We start from the raw sequence: 13,513 nt of genomic DNA, 5'->3' as shown, positions 1-13,513 counted from the left end.
ATGAATTGAGCCAGAGGTAGACAGGATATACCACCTTCAGACAGTTTTCAAAACGGCTCTTGATTCTTCTTTCATTTGCCAATGAAAATAGAATCAACACGTTTTATAAACCATTTAAAATTAAAAGTATGGAAGTAGTAACCATTGAAAAGAGAACTTTTTTGTATGTCTGCGAACGGTTCACCGAGTTTGCCAAACGAATAGAAAGTTTGTGTAGCACTCATACCCAGAAAGTAGAAAACTGGCTGGATAGTCAGGAAGTATGCCTGTTGTTAGGCTTTAGCAAGCGAACGCTACAGTATTACCGAAGTAGTGGACGGCTGGCTTATTCTCAAATCGGCAGCAAGATTTATTATAAGTCTTCCGATATTGAAAGAATTATTGCAGACAGTGAAACACAAAATCAATCACCCAAACAAATCATGCCTTATGAAAAGAACTAAAGAAGATTACCCGTCCTTCAACTTGTTTTCCATTGTCGGCACATGGGAAAGCGTAAATCTGAATCCTACGATTACCATCTACCGGAACGATAAAGAGTATCTTCTCTCTATTATATATGTATCGGAAACAACCAAACAGGCTTCACCCGCTACTTATGAGATACAGCAGGATGGTAGCCAGTATTTTATTATCATTGCGTCCAAACGGCTTTATGTAGATTATGATCCAGTAAAAGATATACTTAGCATTTCATCGTTGGGTGACTATTTGCGTAACTAACCAGCCATCTAGCCATCTTGAAATCAATATTTCAATAAAACAATCTTTCAATCATGGAACTAATAAATAAAGATACCCCACAAATCAAAGAATTTATTTCTTCACTCGATTCGATGCTGGACGGCATTGAATCCATTGTCAAGCATTACAAGCCCCATCTGAACGGGGAACGCTTTCTTTCTAACCATGAAGTTTCAAAGAAACTGAATGTCAGTTTGCGAACCCTGCAAGAGTGGAGAGATACAGGATTAATCCCCTTTATCCAGATAAAAGGTAAAATCATCTATCGCCAAAGCGATATTGATAAGCTGCTCCAAAAGCATTACTTTGAAAGTTGGAAAGAATAGCTATCTAAAAGAGTATGATTTCCACTATCTTAAAAGGAAGCCTATTTTATTAAGGTGGAAATTATACCTTTGCATCCCAAACAGTTGAAATTATGAAGTTTGTAATAGAATCCGGTACGACTGCCGACATTGACGAATTAGAAAAGTTATATGATGATCTGAATGATTATCTATCAGCTACTACCAATTATCCCGGATGGATAAAAGGCATTTATCCTATTCGCGAAGATGCGATTGCTGGCATAGAAAATAATACTCTTTTTGTTGTCAGGTATGAGGGAAAAATAGCTGGCTCTATTATCTTAGACCATCACCCCGATGAAGCCTATAATAATGTAAGGTGGAAAATAGAAGCTGACTACAGTCGTATTTTTGTGATACGCACTTTTGTGGTGCATCCCTCATTCTTGAAAATGGGTATCGGTCGTGTTTTGATGGATTATTCGTTTGAACTAGCTCAACAATCAGGTATAAAATCCATCCGTTTGGATGTGTATGAGAATAATCTTCCGGCAATTTCCCTCTATGAGAAATCTGGTTTTGAATACATTGATACCGTAGATTTAGGCTTTGGCAACTATGGGTTGGATTGGTTCAAACTGTACGAGAAACTTGTTTAAACGCTATTTAAGTGGAAGACGTTTTCCTCATGCCAGCCTCGAAAACATTGTTTTTCGGAATTTAATTTGAATCATTGACTTTTCCAGTGAAGTATTTAGTCTGTGCAAGTCTTTAGATGAAAATACGCTCGAAATGTAATGAGAGGAAGATTTTCATCTAAACCGAAGGCTCGGACTTGAACAGGCTAAATATGGAACTTACCTTTGTCAATGCTTCATATTAAGTTTTGAAAAACTTACAATAAAAGAAAAGGATTGAGAAAATGAAATTCATTCTTCCCAATCCTTTTTCAATATTAGCTACTACCTTTATTATATAGCCAATTCCGACAGGCAGCTATTTACTTTTTGCATATCCTTGAAAATATTCTGATCCAATACCCGTGCATAGTGTTTTGTTACGCTTGTATCTGCATGTCCTAACATCTTAGCAACATTCTCCATGCTCACGCCATTCGCAAGGCAAATGCTTGTGGCATAGCTATGTCTTGCTGAATGTGTGCACAGATTTTTCTGCAACCCGCATACATCGGCAATTTCTTTCAAGTAACTGTTCATACGCTGATTGCTCAATACTGGTAATAGCTTTCCGGTACATTCTGCCACATTTTTATACTTTTCAAGTATAGAAGCTGCCACAGGCAGCACAGGAATGTTACACATGATTTTTGTCTTTTGCCGGTTCTTCCTTATCCAAAGTTCCCCTTTGTTGTCTTTTACCAAGTGTTCGGGTGATAAATCTTTCACATCGCTGAACGCCAAGCCAGTAAAAATGCAAAAGACAAAAACGTCACGTACCTGTTCTACTCGTTTAATTGTAAACTCTTTGGCGAGAATGATTTTAATCTCGTCCATCGTCAGAAATTCAGGATCGGTTTCTTCCAATTTGAAACGGTAGTAGGCAAACGGATCTTTCTTTATCCAGTCGTTTTCCAAAGCAATACGGATAATCTTCTTTAAATTCTTCAATCGGGTAATAGCGGAGTTCTGCGCACAACCTTTTTCAATCTTCAAGAAAGCATCGAACTTAGAAATGAAGTTGGCTTCCAAGTTATTCAGGGCAATATCAGATAACTGATATTCTTTCTTAATGAATTCTTCCAAATATCGGGTAGTGGTTTCATACCGTTGAACGGTTTTACTAACAAAGTCTTTGCCGATCAGCTTACGACTTTGTTCGTTGTGTTCTCTGAATACTTGCAAAAGGGTTTTGCTTTCTTCATCCACACCATAATACAGTTTTCTCACAAGATCAACGGTGATAACCTTGTCGGAAGTTTCCAGTTCCCTATAAATTTGGTGTATGCGTGAGCGTGTGATTTCTAAGTAGTGGTTCAGTTCCACCGACATACGGTCTTTTCCTTTTGAATTCTCTTTTGCTTGATTCCATAGGTTTACGGGACAACTTCTTTTGATAGAAATATCTACCATACAGCCGTTTACAGTGATTCTCATGCACACAGGTGCTTCTCCGTTCTTTAATAACTTGGCTTTTTTGATAAAGAACAAAACAGAAAATGATTTTCGAGCCATTTTTACATCGTTTTTTAAGTTACAAAACTATGTATTCTCTTCCAAAGTAAGTCTATGCAAAATACTATGAATCAGTGAGAAAGATGCAAATTCGTGGGGCTTTTTAGAACTAAATTTTAGTCCCACGATTTATCCACCGATAATATGCTTGAAACGGCTATTTTCTGCTACCTGCCAGAAAAAAGAAATCCCTGATAATATCTGATTATCAGGGATTTGCTTGATTTTTCTTTTGTTTTCTGTGATCCGCCTGGGGCTCGAACCCAGGACCCCAACATTAAAAGTGTTGTGCTCTACCAGCTGAGCTAGCGAATCATCCTGTGCGTTACTTCTGTAATGCGGGTGCAAAGGTAGGAGTATTTTTTTAATATGCAATAGGCATGGCTATTTTTTTGCGCTTAAATCTGAATTTATTTTCTCTCGCTTAGGTTGATGAGCAAGGTTTCCGGGATCTAACTCATTATCTTCGTGCAAGATAAAGCGTTTATAGTAGGATAAGCACAATGTTGTCAATGGGAGGGCTATTATTAAGCCTATAAAGCCTAGGATCGTTCCCCAGATGGATAATGAGAGTAAGATGATGGCGGGATTCAGTCCCATAGCCTTACCCATTATGCGAGGGGTAAGATATAAATCCTGTATACATTGTACGATACCCAAGACTAAAATAGCCATACCAAAGATCAACCAGAAGTTCTCGCCAGTCTCGGCCGAACGCAATAAGCTCAATAGAATCATCGGGATAATACCGATCGCCTGCATATAGGGAATTAAGTTCAGCACGCCGATAAACAGACCCAACGTGACCGCCAACGGGAAATTAATGATCTTAAAGCCGATCGCGAGGAGAACCCCTACAGAAAGAGCGATCAACGATTGTCCGCGGAAATAACGATTCATGCTGTATTCCACATCCTCAGCCAAACCTTGCAGGAACGGACGGTAACGCTCCGGTATCAAATCGATCCAACCATTCGCGATCTTCTCATAATCCAAAAGGATGAAAATAAAGTAAAGCAAGATCACGAACACGATCGTGATACTGAAAAGGATTGAGAAAGTGTTCGATAAGATAGACCATAACTGGGGCGCAATCTGCTTCACCGCTTTCAACAAATTCTCCTTACTCAATAACTCCATGATCTGGGCGAAGTTCACATTACTTTCCAGATATTCCATCCATGAATGCGGGATCAAAGGGACATGACCTTCACCGGGATCATGTGTGCGGATCAGTTCTAGCGTTTTATCCGCCTCAGCCGCAATGGAAGGAATGACCATGACTACCAGCAACGTTATCAATAGCCCTAAAGTCACCAATACCGCCATAATCGATAAGATGCGGCTCTTAAAACATAATTTATATTGGAAGAACTTTACGAACGGTTGCATCATATAAGCCAGTAACCAAGCGATCAGGAAAGGTAACAAAGCGTTTCGTAATAAGGCTATCAAATAAATAATTCCTGAGATGACCAGTATACCGAACACTATGCGTATTACACGGTCAAACGTAAAAGGCTTGTCAAACAGTGGATTCATATTATTTTCATATCTTTGCTTGCGACAAAGATAGAATAAAGTAGAATATATAAACATCATGATACGTAAAATATCCTTTTTCTTCCTCATTTCTTGCTTATACCTTTCAGTGGGGGCACAGACTCCACAACCTATCAAGCAATTCCTGCGCAAGCCTTATATGGAAGGAGCTTCATTTTCCTTGATCGTGAAAGAGGTTAACAGTGGCGAGACGGTATTCGCTTACGATACAATCCGGCAGCTGACCCCAGCCTCGGTCATGAAAACGGTTACGACCGCTACCGCATTGGAGATACTGGGCGAGGATTATCGCTTTCCCACGACATTAGAATACGACGGCTCCATCGAGAACGGCTTGTTAAAAGGCAATTTATATATCAAGGGAAGCGGAGATCCTAGCCTTGGCTCAGCGCATTTCGCCCCGGATCATAAGCGGTTTCTACAGGAATGGATCTCCGCCTTGAAGAAGGTGGGTATCCATAAAATACAAGGAGCCGTAATCGCTGATGAAAGTATATTCGACACGGAAGGCACTTCCCTTAAATGGGTTGGCGAAGATATGGGTAGTTATTATGGTGCCGGAAGCTATGGGATTTGCGTATTCGACAATCTTTATAAATTAGGGTTGCAAACCGGAGCTCCCGGAACCCGCCCGAAGTTGAAAGGAACCGAACCGGAATTATCCGGCATCCATTTCCATAATTACTTAACGACCCAGCAAGTATCTTCGGATAGTTCTTTTATCGTAGGGGCGCCATTCGCCACGGATCGTTATTTATATGGCATTGTCCCCGCTAACCGGGAATGGTATCCGCTCAAAGGGGATATTCCCGACCCGGCTCTTTTCCTAGCGGATTATCTCACTAGGCAATTGGAACATGAAGGGATCACGGTCGGCGAATCACCGTCTTGTTTCCGTATCTTGCGGGAAGCCGGTAGGTGGCAACCCGGGAAACGGACCGAGATTGTTACCACTTACTCCCCTACGCTTCGGGAAATCGTGGAAGTGACCAATCATGTCAGCCATAATTTATTCGCCGATGCCTTGATCAAGACGATCGGCCTACGATATACGCCCCGTAAGGGAGAGGTCATATCTTCTTTTAACCGGGGTATCCAGGTGCTTCGGGACTATTGGCAAGGGAAAGGACTCGACCTCTCGTGCGTCTGGATGTACGACGGTAGCGGTCTTGCGGTTACCAACAAGTTATCAACAGCTTTTGTGGCTGATTTATTGATTTATATGAAAACCTGTTCACAACAACACACAGCCTTCTACGAATCATTGCCCGTAGCGGGGGTAGAAGGCTCGGTGAGGAACTTCTTAAAAGGCTCATCCCTCCAAGGAAAAGCTCATCTTAAAAGCGGAAGCATGAGCCGGGTAAAAGGATATGCGGGATATATAAACAAAGGCGATAAGCAATACGCCATCGCCCTATTCGTAAACAACTATTCCTGCGACGGACGTCCTATGACCGTAGCGATAGAGAAATTATTGCTCCAGTTGTTCAACTAACCAGCGGTTATTTCGGCAGGATCGATCTACGCTCTATCATCTCTAGGAAATGCTGTTTATAATTGTCGGAGATCGGGATATACTCCTTTCCAAAGACAATCCGATTCCGCTCGATCACCTTGATCTTCTCCGGCTGGACGATAAAAGAGCGATGAACACGCACAAAGCGATCCGAAGGTAACATATCCTCCAAACTCTTCATGCTCATCAACGAAAGGACCGGACGGGGCTCATCCTCCACGAATATCTTCACGTAATCCTTTAATCCTTCAATATATAATATCTTGCGCAGCTCTATTTGCAACAGCTTATACTCACTCTTGACGAAAATACTCTCCATCCCGCCCTTCTCCGCGATTGGCGCGGATCCTTCCTTCTCTTCCGAAGACACCGGCTTACGGAGCAACTCATACCATCGCAACGCCTTATTCGCCGAGGCAAGGAAGTCCGGATAACTAATTGGCTTCAACAAATAATCCAGCGCGTTTACCCGGTAACTATCCACGGCATATTGATCGAAAGCCGTCGTAAAAATGACACGGGTATCGGCGTTCAAGATACGGGAGAACTCCAATCCGCTCAACTCCGGCATCTGGATATCCAGAAAAAGCAGATCCACCGGCCGATCTCGTAAGTCGGAAAGAGCGTCCAAGGCACTATTATAAGTCCCCTGCAAATCCAGAAACGGAGTTTTCAAGACGTAGCTTTCCAGCAAGCTAACCGCTAAAGGTTCATCGTCAATAATAGCGCAAGTCAATCTCATATCTCAGTCTCGTTTATAGTAATTGATAGATAAGAAGAATAGTTATCCCCCTCCCGACCGCATTGGAACGAGAAATGCCCCGGATAGAGCAGCCCCAAGCGTTTCTCCAGATTCACCAGCCCGATACCGGAACCACTTTTATCTTGATCCGGGCTTTTCGGGAAATAGCTATTCACAATAGTACAAACTACCTCCGCCCCCTCCTGATGGATATCCAAATGGATGAAAGACGGCTTATTATTGCTCACCCCATGCTTAAACGCATTCTCAACCAAGGAGATAAACAACAGGGGGGCGATCAAGGTTCCCGGGGAGGAAGCGACGATATTCGTTTTCAGCTCCACATGTTTGGGCAGGCGTATACGCATCAGCTCCACATAATTACGAAGGAAGTCGAAATCCTTCTCCAATGGGACAAAAGGCTGGCTACTCTCATACAAGACATAGCGAAGCAAGCGGCTCAAATCGTGCACCGCCTCCTGTGCCTTCTCCGGGCTGAACGCTATCAAGCTATAGATATTATTCAACGTATTAAACAGGAAATGCGGGTTAAGCTGGCTCTTCAGGTTCTGCAATTCCGCCTCGGCACGCTCCTTCTCCAGTTCCCGCTGGATAGCCGCCACCCGGTACCATCCGTCCGTCATCTTGATCGCCACGCTAAGGCCGGCTACCAAGGAGTAGATAACGGCGTTGACGAGAAAGAACCCCACCGTCTCGTTCAACGGGCGGGGCGGACGAGCCGGATGATGCATCTCCGGCGGATAGAAATAGCGCATGCAGAGATGCACGAACAGCATCATACCCCCGATAAGCAATAGGTTGATCAGCAGGAAACGCCCTGTCCGGCGGTTAAACAAATACCGCCTCACCAGCCACCCGTAATTCAAGTAGAAGACGAGCATGAAGGAAAGCGGCACGATGATGCTCCGGAAATAGCCCTCGAACGTGACTTGCGACTCCCTCCCCGTGAAGAAAAAGGGGGAGCAGAACAGGATACCCCATCCCGCGATGTGTATCAACTTTCCCAAACCTTTGATAGGGGGAGATTGTGGTGTGTCATTCATCTTATTATCCTCTTTAGTGCTACGCAAATATAGTCATTCCTACCGTTATATGAGCCATGTAGCCTTATCTAGTGAGCATTCGTCTACTCATAGCGTATGGCCTCGATCGGGTCGAGCTGCGCCGCCTTCTTGGCCGGGTACCATCCGAAGAACACGCCCGTCACCGTACATACCACGAAAGAGAGCAGTACGCTCCACGGCTGGATATAGATCGGGAAATGCGCCACGACGTTCACGACCAAGGCGGCCCCCACGCCGAAAAGCACGCCGATCAATCCTCCGGTCACGCTGATAAGGATAGACTCGATCAAGAACTGAGCCAAGATATCCATGCCTTTCGCACCGATACTCATACGGAGGCCGATCTCCCGCGTACGCTCCGTCACGCTCACGTACATGATATTCATGATACCGATACCACCAACGAGAAGAGAGATACCAGCCACCGCAGCCAGCAACGTCGTCATTATATCCGTCGTACTTGTCAACATCGTGCTCAACTCCTGCATACTCCGGATCGTGAAATCATCATCATCGGTTTCCCGCAGCCTATGGTTACGCCTCAGTATCTCCGATATCTCGTCTATGGCTTGATCGGTGTACTCCTCCTTGAGCGCCGAGCAGGTTATGCCTTGCAAATGGGTAATGGCCAAGATCTTTTTTTGAATAGTTGTGTATGGAGCTAAGATCAGGTCGTCTTGGTCCATTCCCATGCTGTTGTATCCTTTGCTTTTCAGTACGCCCACGACCCGGAACGGTAGCTTTTGGAAACGGATCACCCGCCCGACGGGATTCTCTCCGCCGGGGAAAAGGTTATCTACCACCGTCTTCCCGATCACGCATACCTTGGCGGCGGTCTGCACGTCCTGATCGCTGAACATATCGCCATCCTCCACCTCGTATCGGCGTATCTCCATATAATCCGGGCTGATACCGTAGACGGTAGTCGGGGCGTTATTGGCGCCATAGATGGCCTGCCCACTACTGTTCACGGAGGGCGAGGTGGCGGAGACGTAGCGAGTCTCGTTCACGATATCCTCGTAGTCCTGTAGCTTCAGCGTCTCCATGGCAGAGGCGTCTTGGCGTACGCCGCCACGCATGTCGGCTCCCGGCTGGATCATGATCATGTTCGAGCCCATCTCGCTGATCTGCGCCTGTATACTCCGCTTCGAGCCTTGACCGATGGCCAGCATCGTGATCACGGAAGCCACGCCGATGATGATACCCAGCATCGTGAGGAATCCCCGCAGCTTGTTGTTGGCCAAGGCCCGGAGGGCTATCTTTAGTAAATTCGTCGTATTCATTCTAAATAATATGCTATTACCACATTAATTCATTATTCTAATCATCATTCTTGGGCAGGCGGGCCAAAGCCTCAGCGGCGCTCAAGATATTCGTATTCACCGTATCGGCGGTTACATGACCGTCGCGCAACGTGATATTCCGGCTGCTGTATTGGGCAATCTCCGGGTTGTGGGTGACGAAGATAATCGTGCGTCCCTCGGCGTGCAGGCGCTGGAAGAGCACCAAGATCTCGAAAGAGGTACGGGTATCCAAGTTGCCGGTAGCCTCATCCGCAAGGATCACCGCCGGATCGTTCACCAAGGCACGGGCGATCGCCACACGCTGCATCTGGCCACCGGACATCTGGTTACTTTTATGCATCAGTCGGTCTCCCAAGCCCACGGCGATCAAAGCGTTGACCGCCTTCTCCCTACGTTGGGCCGCTTTATAAGTAGGATTGTACATGAGAGGAAGCTCTACGTTCTCTACCGCTGTCGTCTTCGGTAACAGATTGTAATTTTGAAAAACGAATCCGATCTTGCGATTCCGGAGGGTCGCTCGCTGCCGCTTGTTCATGGTGCGCACGGATACTCCGTCTAAGTAATACTCCCCGCTCGTAGGAGTATCAAGGCAACCCAGCGTGTTCAGCAACGTACTCTTTCCGGAGCCGGAGGTTCCCATGATCGTAACGAACTCCCCCTCGCGAATCGTGAACGACACGCCTCGCAGGGCATGGACGGTCTCGTCGCCTACGTGGAAGTCTCGTTTTATATTGTCTAATGTGATAATTTCTTTCATGACGCAAACTATCTCTTATTTTTGTTGCTTCCCGGAGGGCCCGGCATGAAGGGGCTACGCTCCGCTCCTGCACCTACTTCCGGCATGTTGGCGGCGCTCGCTAAATCTACGGCTACCTCATCGCCCTCGCTCAAGCCCTCGGTTACTTCGGTCACGCTGTTGTTGCTGGTTCCGACCGTAATCTGCCTCGGGCTCAAGGTATTTCCTTGGCGGGACCAAACCAAGCGTTTTCCGGGTTGTACCTCCGCATTCGGATCCGTCACGGTCATACCCAACGATTCCATGATGGCGGGCTCGGGGATAAAACGAAGCGCCTTGTTCGGCAAGGTCAAGATATTCGCACGTTCCAACGTATAAATTGTGACATTTGCCGTCAAGCGAGGTTTCAGTTTCAAGTCCGGATTATCCGCCGTAATTACTACCTCATACGTAACAACCGTGGAAGAAGAAGTACTGGAAGAAGCGCTGGAAGTGCTTTCGCTGTCCCCTAAACGAATCTGACGAACCACGCCCTCGAATTGATCGTTCGGATAGGCATCCACCGTAAAACTAACCCGTTGGCCTTCCTCCACATTACCTATATCCGCCTCATCCACATCCGCTATTACCTGCATCTTCGTCAAGTCGGCGGCAATGGTAAACAGCGTCGGGGTCTCGAAGCCGGCGGCAACGGTCTGTCCTTCCTCAACAGCCCGATTGATAACCACTCCGTCTATAGGGCTCGTGATCGTGGCATATTCGAGATTACGGTTTACCTTTACCATGGAGGCCTGACTCTGGTCGTAAGCGGCCTTCGCCTTCTCGTAATTATAGGTAGCCGTCTCATAATCCGTATCGCTAATCAATTGTTTCTCGTGAAGCACCTTGCTACGTGCGTAGTTCTTCTGTTGATACTCGAACTCCGTCTTGCTGCTCGCCAATTGCGCCTCGGCGGAACGAAGCTCGGCTTGGAGGTTGATCTTATCCATCTCGGCGATCAGTTGGCCGGCTTTCACCACGTCGTTATAATCAGCGTACAACTTATCGATGATACCGGAGACCTGCGTACCTACCTCAACCTCGGTAACGGGCTCTACCGTACCGGTGGCCGTAACCGTATTCGTGATCGTGCTGCGCCCTACTTTAGCGGTCTCCAGCTTGATCCCGCCTTTCGAGGATTTGCCCGTGAAAAGGAACACGCCCCCCGCAATGAGGATAACGGCAACACCGCCCATGATTAGTTTCTTCTTGTCCATATTCTGATTCTTTTTATTTCTGTTTTACGTTGTATTCTTGTTCAAAAGGCCCCCCACGACCTCCGTCGCAGGGTAACCTTGAAAAAAGAGAGTGGAGTAAATATATCCATTAGTGGGTTAATAATTCTCCGCAACCGGCTTCTTCTGATAAACATTCAGCAATTGAACGCTCATCAAGGCCATGTATTTCGCTTGTAGCTGCTCTTGCTGGGCGGTCAGATAATTGTTCTTCTCCGTCAATAGCTCAAGCGTATTTTTCATACCGAGGCTGAATTGCTCATCGATCAAGTTATAGCTTTCTTTCACGTAACTCAAGCGTTCGGTAGCCGAGGTATATTGGGTCTGCGACGAGGTAGCGTCCAGATAGATCCCCTCCACGGTTTGCAGCAATTGTTTTTGGGTATTCAGCAACTCCAACTGGCTGGTGGTAATCGCGTATTTCGCCTTGTTATAGGCCGTCTTATACTGACGGTTACTGAAGATAGGGATGCTGATCGTCAATCCGACACTCTCGTTGAAACTATTCCAGACCTGGCTACCGAAAGCGTAATCCGTTCCGGAAAGATGGCCGGTACCCAGCCCGGCGTTCATGGAGAGCGAAGGAAGGAAAGCACCTTTCGCCTTTTTCTTCTCCAGCTCGGCGATGTCCACGGCCAGCTCACTGCTCTTTATTTGCGGCATCACGGCCAGAGAGGTATTGTAAATCGTTTGCTTGCTCGGAAGCGGGGTTAAGATATCTTTCTCCGTAAGCTCCGGCATCACCAATTCGATCTCTTCGGTTATATCCAGTTCTAGTAATTGCTTCAATTGCAACTTATAATTGTCTAGATTCGTCTGGGCTACGACCAATTGATATTTATCGGTGCTTAACTGGCTTTCCAACTGAGCCAAATCCACTTTCGAGATCGAACCGGCACGTAGCAACTCCACCGCACGATCCCGTTGCGCCGTAGATACCTCGACCGTATTTTGGTTGATACGAACGGACTCCATCGCATATAGTACCTGCATATAGGTCTGTATCAAGGAGATTTGGATATCATCCTCGTTTTGCTCGATACCCAGCTCATCGACGGTATTTTGTATTTCCTGTTGCTTGATCGCCTGTACACGTTGCCCTCCATCAAAAAGCGTCCATTTAGCGTTCAGCGCATAATTACCGCTATAGCTATTATTCGTAGCGGCGTCGCTCGAAGGATAATTCACGAATCCTTGGGTAACCGAAGCCGAAAGGGAAGGGAAAAGCTGTGCTTTCGCCTGCTTCGTATCCTCTATACCGGAAAGATGCGACACCTTGCTTTTCTTTACTTGGATATTATGCTCCAAAGCGTAATCCAAGCAAGCACGCAACGTCCATCGGGTAGGTTGCTCTTGTGCCTTACTCCCCACACAGAGGAAGAACAGACATGCGAATAATAAAGCGTATTGTTTCATATTGCCTTCGTTTTCTATCTTTTTACGAAAGCAAAACTATATTACCTTAAAAACATGGGCAACCAGACTAGAAAAAGGGGCTGTTTTCACCGATTAAACGGGCAATTGCATCGACAGGAAAGCGTGCGGATATATATTTATAAGGCCATCGATTTGACAATTTGACAAAATGATAACCGAAGTCCCGGAGAATCGATTATTCCGGGCAAAGGTACGGCTCACTCCCAAATACGAAAGAAAAAAACGGCAATCATCTCGCTAATAGACGAATACCCAAAAACAGTCTTTTATTCCAGTGAAATGAATTCATCCTAATTCATCTATTTAGACAAGAAAAAGGGTGAAACAGTGTTACGATAAGGTTGTAACAGGCTACGAATGCCCATTCACGGGTACTCACAACCCAATGCACAGCCACTCACAACGTCTAACGCAAGTATACGCATCAAGGAATGCGTCCTCTCGCAAGCTGTCTCGTCACCTATTATGTCCCAAATCGGCCTCTTTTTAACGAAAAAGCACGCTTATCACCACTTCTTTCCCACGATCTCGCTACCTCCGCACAAAAGGTGTGTCAGCGGATTTGCGTTATATCGAGCAAGAAGTAAGGATAAACGCCATTCCACCTATCTTTTATCGGCTCAAAAGTAGTCA

General features: G+C 45.9%; 13 protein-coding genes and 1 tRNA gene. 5 read left to right on the top strand and 9 right to left on the bottom strand.

Annotated features, from left to right (window positions below):
• The first annotated feature begins 128 nt into the window (after nucleotides 1-128).
• From NBH16_RS09845 to NBH16_RS09830, 4 genes are all read left to right on the top strand, one after another.
• Nucleotides 129-443 (top strand): helix-turn-helix domain-containing protein, encoded by a 315-nt coding sequence (locus NBH16_RS09845; RefSeq protein ID WP_048927072.1) that lies wholly within the window; start codon nucleotides 129-131, stop codon nucleotides 441-443.
• The gene (locus NBH16_RS09840) at nucleotides 430-723 is read left to right on the top strand and encodes a DUF3876 domain-containing protein (protein ID WP_250788439.1); all 294 of its coding nucleotides are present in this window, start codon (nucleotides 430-432) and stop codon (nucleotides 721-723) included. The genes NBH16_RS09845 and NBH16_RS09840 overlap by 14 nt, the downstream gene beginning before the upstream one ends.
• 53 nt (nucleotides 724-776) lie before the next feature.
• The gene (locus NBH16_RS09835) at nucleotides 777-1,070 is read left to right on the top strand and encodes a helix-turn-helix domain-containing protein (RefSeq protein ID WP_048927070.1); all 294 of its coding nucleotides are present in this window, start codon (nucleotides 777-779) and stop codon (nucleotides 1,068-1,070) included.
• 92 nt (nucleotides 1,071-1,162) lie between these two features.
• Complete coding sequence (locus tag NBH16_RS09830; protein ID WP_048927069.1) at nucleotides 1,163-1,690, top strand: GNAT family N-acetyltransferase; 528 nt, start codon at nucleotides 1,163-1,165, stop codon at nucleotides 1,688-1,690.
• Nucleotides 1,691-2,002: 312 nt separating this feature from the next.
• Here NBH16_RS09830 and NBH16_RS09825 read toward each other — a convergent pair whose 3' ends face one another.
• The 3 genes from NBH16_RS09825 to NBH16_RS09815 all read right to left on the bottom strand — a co-directional run bounded on the left by NBH16_RS09825 (nucleotide 2,003) and on the right by NBH16_RS09815 (nucleotide 4,765).
• Nucleotides 2,003-3,223 (bottom strand): site-specific integrase, encoded by a 1,221-nt coding sequence (locus NBH16_RS09825; protein WP_048927068.1) that lies wholly within the window; start codon nucleotides 3,221-3,223, stop codon nucleotides 2,003-2,005.
• A gap of 242 nt (nucleotides 3,224-3,465) precedes the next feature.
• A tRNA-Lys gene (locus NBH16_RS09820) sits at nucleotides 3,466-3,538 on the bottom strand.
• A gap of 69 nt (nucleotides 3,539-3,607) precedes the next feature.
• Nucleotides 3,608-4,765 (bottom strand): AI-2E family transporter, encoded by a 1,158-nt coding sequence (locus tag NBH16_RS09815; RefSeq protein WP_005867343.1) that lies wholly within the window; start codon nucleotides 4,763-4,765, stop codon nucleotides 3,608-3,610.
• Nucleotides 4,766-4,823: 58 nt separating this feature from the next.
• On the opposite strand from NBH16_RS09815, the gene dacB reads away from it, so the two are divergent.
• Nucleotides 4,824-6,281, top strand: a complete 1,458-nt coding sequence (dacB, locus tag NBH16_RS09810; protein ID WP_005867342.1) for a D-alanyl-D-alanine carboxypeptidase/D-alanyl-D-alanine endopeptidase — start codon at nucleotides 4,824-4,826, stop codon at nucleotides 6,279-6,281.
• Nucleotides 6,282-6,288: 7 nt separating this feature from the next.
• Here dacB and NBH16_RS09805 read toward each other — a convergent pair whose 3' ends face one another.
• The 6 genes from NBH16_RS09805 to NBH16_RS09780 all read right to left on the bottom strand — a co-directional run bounded on the left by NBH16_RS09805 (nucleotide 6,289) and on the right by NBH16_RS09780 (nucleotide 12,859).
• Complete coding sequence (locus NBH16_RS09805; RefSeq protein ID WP_008772909.1) at nucleotides 6,289-7,044, bottom strand: LytR/AlgR family response regulator transcription factor; 756 nt, start codon at nucleotides 7,042-7,044, stop codon at nucleotides 6,289-6,291.
• Nucleotides 7,041-8,108, bottom strand: a complete 1,068-nt coding sequence (locus tag NBH16_RS09800) for a sensor histidine kinase (protein ID WP_008772910.1) — start codon at nucleotides 8,106-8,108, stop codon at nucleotides 7,041-7,043. Before NBH16_RS09800 ends, NBH16_RS09805 begins: the two co-directional genes overlap by 4 nt.
• Nucleotides 8,109-8,191: 83 nt before the next feature.
• Entirely contained in the window at nucleotides 8,192-9,412 is a 1,221-nt protein-coding gene (locus NBH16_RS09795) for an ABC transporter permease (protein ID WP_250788438.1), read from the bottom strand.
• 37 nt (nucleotides 9,413-9,449) lie between these two features.
• Nucleotides 9,450-10,190 (bottom strand): ABC transporter ATP-binding protein, encoded by a 741-nt coding sequence (locus NBH16_RS09790; protein ID WP_005867337.1) that lies wholly within the window; start codon nucleotides 10,188-10,190, stop codon nucleotides 9,450-9,452.
• Nucleotides 10,191-10,198: 8 nt separating this feature from the next.
• Nucleotides 10,199-11,425 (bottom strand): efflux RND transporter periplasmic adaptor subunit, encoded by a 1,227-nt coding sequence (locus NBH16_RS09785; protein WP_005867336.1) that lies wholly within the window; start codon nucleotides 11,423-11,425, stop codon nucleotides 10,199-10,201.
• A 117-nt stretch (nucleotides 11,426-11,542) separates the two neighbouring features.
• The gene (locus NBH16_RS09780) at nucleotides 11,543-12,859 is read right to left on the bottom strand and encodes a TolC family protein (RefSeq protein ID WP_005859798.1); all 1,317 of its coding nucleotides are present in this window, start codon (nucleotides 12,857-12,859) and stop codon (nucleotides 11,543-11,545) included.
• Nucleotides 12,860-13,513: the final 654 nt, after the last annotated feature.

Origin of the sequence: Parabacteroides sp. Y3-G-102 (assembly GCF_023656845.1) — a bacterium.
In the GTDB taxonomy this organism is placed as follows: domain Bacteria; phylum Bacteroidota; class Bacteroidia; order Bacteroidales; family Tannerellaceae; genus Parabacteroides; species Parabacteroides distasonis.
The sequence above is the reverse complement of the archived record's forward strand: the minus strand, read 5'-3'. Positions and strand labels throughout refer to the sequence as shown.

Coding starts and splice junctions, on each gene's coding strand:
- dacB (WP_005867342.1), top strand. CDS start 4,824: ATGATACGTAAAATATCCTTTTTCTTCCTCATTTCTTGCTTATACCTT.
- NBH16_RS09790 (WP_005867337.1), bottom strand. CDS start 10,190: ATGAAAGAAATTATCACATTAGACAATATAAAACGAGACTTCCACGTA.
- NBH16_RS09840 (WP_250788439.1), top strand. CDS start 430: ATGAAAAGAACTAAAGAAGATTACCCGTCCTTCAACTTGTTTTCCATT.
- NBH16_RS09825 (WP_048927068.1), bottom strand. CDS start 3,223: ATGGCTCGAAAATCATTTTCTGTTTTGTTCTTTATCAAAAAAGCCAAG.
- NBH16_RS09845 (WP_048927072.1), top strand. CDS start 129: ATGGAAGTAGTAACCATTGAAAAGAGAACTTTTTTGTATGTCTGCGAA.
- NBH16_RS09795 (WP_250788438.1), bottom strand. CDS start 9,412: ATGAATACGACGAATTTACTAAAGATAGCCCTCCGGGCCTTGGCCAAC.
- NBH16_RS09785 (WP_005867336.1), bottom strand. CDS start 11,425: ATGGACAAGAAGAAACTAATCATGGGCGGTGTTGCCGTTATCCTCATT.
- NBH16_RS09800 (WP_008772910.1), bottom strand. CDS start 8,108: ATGAATGACACACCACAATCTCCCCCTATCAAAGGTTTGGGAAAGTTG.
- NBH16_RS09780 (WP_005859798.1), bottom strand. CDS start 12,859: ATGAAACAATACGCTTTATTATTCGCATGTCTGTTCTTCCTCTGTGTG.
- NBH16_RS09805 (WP_008772909.1), bottom strand. CDS start 7,044: ATGAGATTGACTTGCGCTATTATTGACGATGAACCTTTAGCGGTTAGC.
- NBH16_RS09835 (WP_048927070.1), top strand. CDS start 777: ATGGAACTAATAAATAAAGATACCCCACAAATCAAAGAATTTATTTCT.
- NBH16_RS09830 (WP_048927069.1), top strand. CDS start 1,163: ATGAAGTTTGTAATAGAATCCGGTACGACTGCCGACATTGACGAATTA.
- NBH16_RS09815 (WP_005867343.1), bottom strand. CDS start 4,765: ATGAATCCACTGTTTGACAAGCCTTTTACGTTTGACCGTGTAATACGC.